We start from the raw sequence: 2,137 nt of genomic DNA, 5'->3' as shown, positions 1-2,137 counted from the left end.
CTTCGCGCTCATCTGCGCGGCGAGCGACGAGCGCTTCCTCGTGGTGCCCGACGGCGCGAGCGCGCCCGACGGCCTCGCCGAGGACATCGCGGTCATCGCGCAGCCCGCCGACGACGTCTACCTCGTCTCGACCGGCATGATCTGCGTCCTCGACGAGCTCGACGCCCTCGACGCCGTGCGCGTGGCCTCCGTCACGCCCGAGACAAGCCCCAACGAACACCTCACGCAGCTCATCGAGGACGGCGAGGTGGTCTATGGCGGGCGCTACCGCGACCCGGACTTCGAACTCGTCGCGCAGACGGGCTGCACGCTCGCCATCGAGAACACGCAGATCCACCGCTATCCCGAGGTCAAGCAGAAGCTCGAGGACCTCGGCGTCACCGTCTTCACCGAGCAGTCGAGCACCGAGGACGACGTGCTCGGACGGCTCAAGCTCATGGGCGTGATCTTCGCATGCAAGGACGCGGCAAGCGCGCGCTTCGACGAGGTCGCGGAGCGGGTCGACGCCATCGCGCACCAGGAGCCCACGGGCAAGACCGTCGCGTTCTTCTACATCGATTCCGACGGCGCGGCCGTGGTGCGCCGCGCGGGCGACTACTTCGCGCAGATGATCGAGCTCGCCGGCGGCGAATCCCTCTCGTTCGGCACGGGCGACGGCGACGCGTCCTCGACCACCTACATCACGGTCGAGATGGAGGAGTTCTTCGCCTCGGCGAAGGATTCCGACGTGATCATCTACAACGCCACGGTCGACGAGGGCGTGGGGTCGCTCGCGGACCTCACGGCGAAAAACGCGCTCATCTCCGAGTTCGCGGCTGTCGCCACGGGCGAGGTCTACACCTGTGACAGCAACCTCTACCAGCAGATGACCTCGACCGACCGCATCATCGAGGACCTGCGGGCCGCGCTTTTGGGCGCGTCGGGCGAAAACGGCTTCATCTGGAAGCTGGGCTAGCGCATGGGCGGGCGGGCTTCCGAGGCGGCCGCGAAGCAGGCGGACACGGGCGCGGGTAGCGAGCCGGGCGGCGCGGGCGTCCCCCGCAAGCGCACGGCCCGCCATCGCAGGCGGCGCGCGGCGATCGTGTACACTGGCCTCGCCTGCGCGCTCGTGGCCCTCCTCGTCGCGAGCCTGTGCATCGGCAGCGTGGAGATTCCGCCCGCCGACGTGCCCGCCCTCCTCGCAGCGGGGCCGGGCAGCTCGACCGAGAGCCAGGTGCTCTGGCAGATCCGCCTGCCGCGCGCGCTCATGGCCATCGTGCTCGGCGGGGCGCTCGCCCTCTCGGGGTTCCTCCTCCAGACGTTCTTCGCGAACCCCATCGCCGACCCGTTCGTGCTCGGCATCTCCTCCGGCGCGCGCTGCGCCGTGGCCATCGTGATGATCGTCGTCCTCGGCGCCAACCAGATCATGAGCCCTTGGATGTCCGTGGGCGCCGCGCTCGCCGGCTCGCTCGCCACCATGGGGTTCGTGCTTCTCATCGCGCGGCGCGCGCGCACCCAGAGCATGCTCATCATCGCGGGCATCATGGTGGGCTACATCTGCTCCGCCGCGACGAACTTCCTCGTCGCCTTCGCGGACGACCAGAGCATCGTCAACCTGCAGAACTGGACGCAGGGGAGCTTCTCGGGCGCCGCCTGGCCCGAGCTCGCGCTCGCCGCCGCCGCGACGCTCGTCCTGGGTGCCGCCGTGTTCGCGCTCTCCAAGCCGCTCGGCGCCTATCAGCTGGGCGAGGGGTACGCGCAGAGCGTCGGCGTGGACGTGGTGCGGCTCCGCATGCTCATCGTGCTCGCCTCGAGCGTGCTCTCCGCCTGCGTCACCGCCTTCGCCGGCCCCGTCTCGTTCGTGGGCATCGCCGCCCCGCACCTCGCCAAGCTGGCCTGCGGCACGGCGAAGCCGATCGTCGTGACCCCTGCGTGTTTCCTGGCGGGCGCCGTGTTCTGCTGCGGCTGCGACCTCATCGCGCGCACGCTGTTCTCCCCCGTCGAGCTCTCCGTGAGCGCCGTGACCGCCGTCTTCGGCGCGCCGATCGTCATCGCGCTCATGCTGCGGAAACGGGGGTACCGATGAAGCGGGTAGACGAACGGGCGCGGGCCGGCGACGCCTGCGGGGCACCGCGCGCCGCGGGCTCCAGCGCCGCCG

The 2,137-nt window shown here is 70.6% G+C and carries 2 protein-coding genes; both read left to right on the top strand.

What is annotated here, in order from left to right; all coding sequences use genetic code 11:
• Nucleotides 1-955: ABC transporter substrate-binding protein (locus BN423_RS10525; protein WP_019238259.1), on the top strand; the 955-nt coding region annotated here is incomplete at its 5' end.
• Nucleotides 956-958: 3 nt separating this feature from the next.
• Complete coding sequence (locus BN423_RS00145) at nt 959-2,065, top strand: FecCD family ABC transporter permease (protein WP_019238258.1); 1,107 nt, start codon at nt 959-961, stop codon at nt 2,063-2,065.
• Nucleotides 2,066-2,137 lie beyond the last annotated feature (72 nt).

The organism is Enorma timonensis (genome assembly GCF_000321165.1).
Taxonomy (GTDB): Bacteria; Actinomycetota; Coriobacteriia; order Coriobacteriales; family Coriobacteriaceae; genus Enorma.
This window is presented reverse-complemented; position numbering and strand designations above follow the sequence as displayed.

Coding starts and splice junctions, on each gene's coding strand:
- BN423_RS00145 (WP_019238258.1), top strand. CDS start 959: ATGGGCGGGCGGGCTTCCGAGGCGGCCGCGAAGCAGGCGGACACGGGC.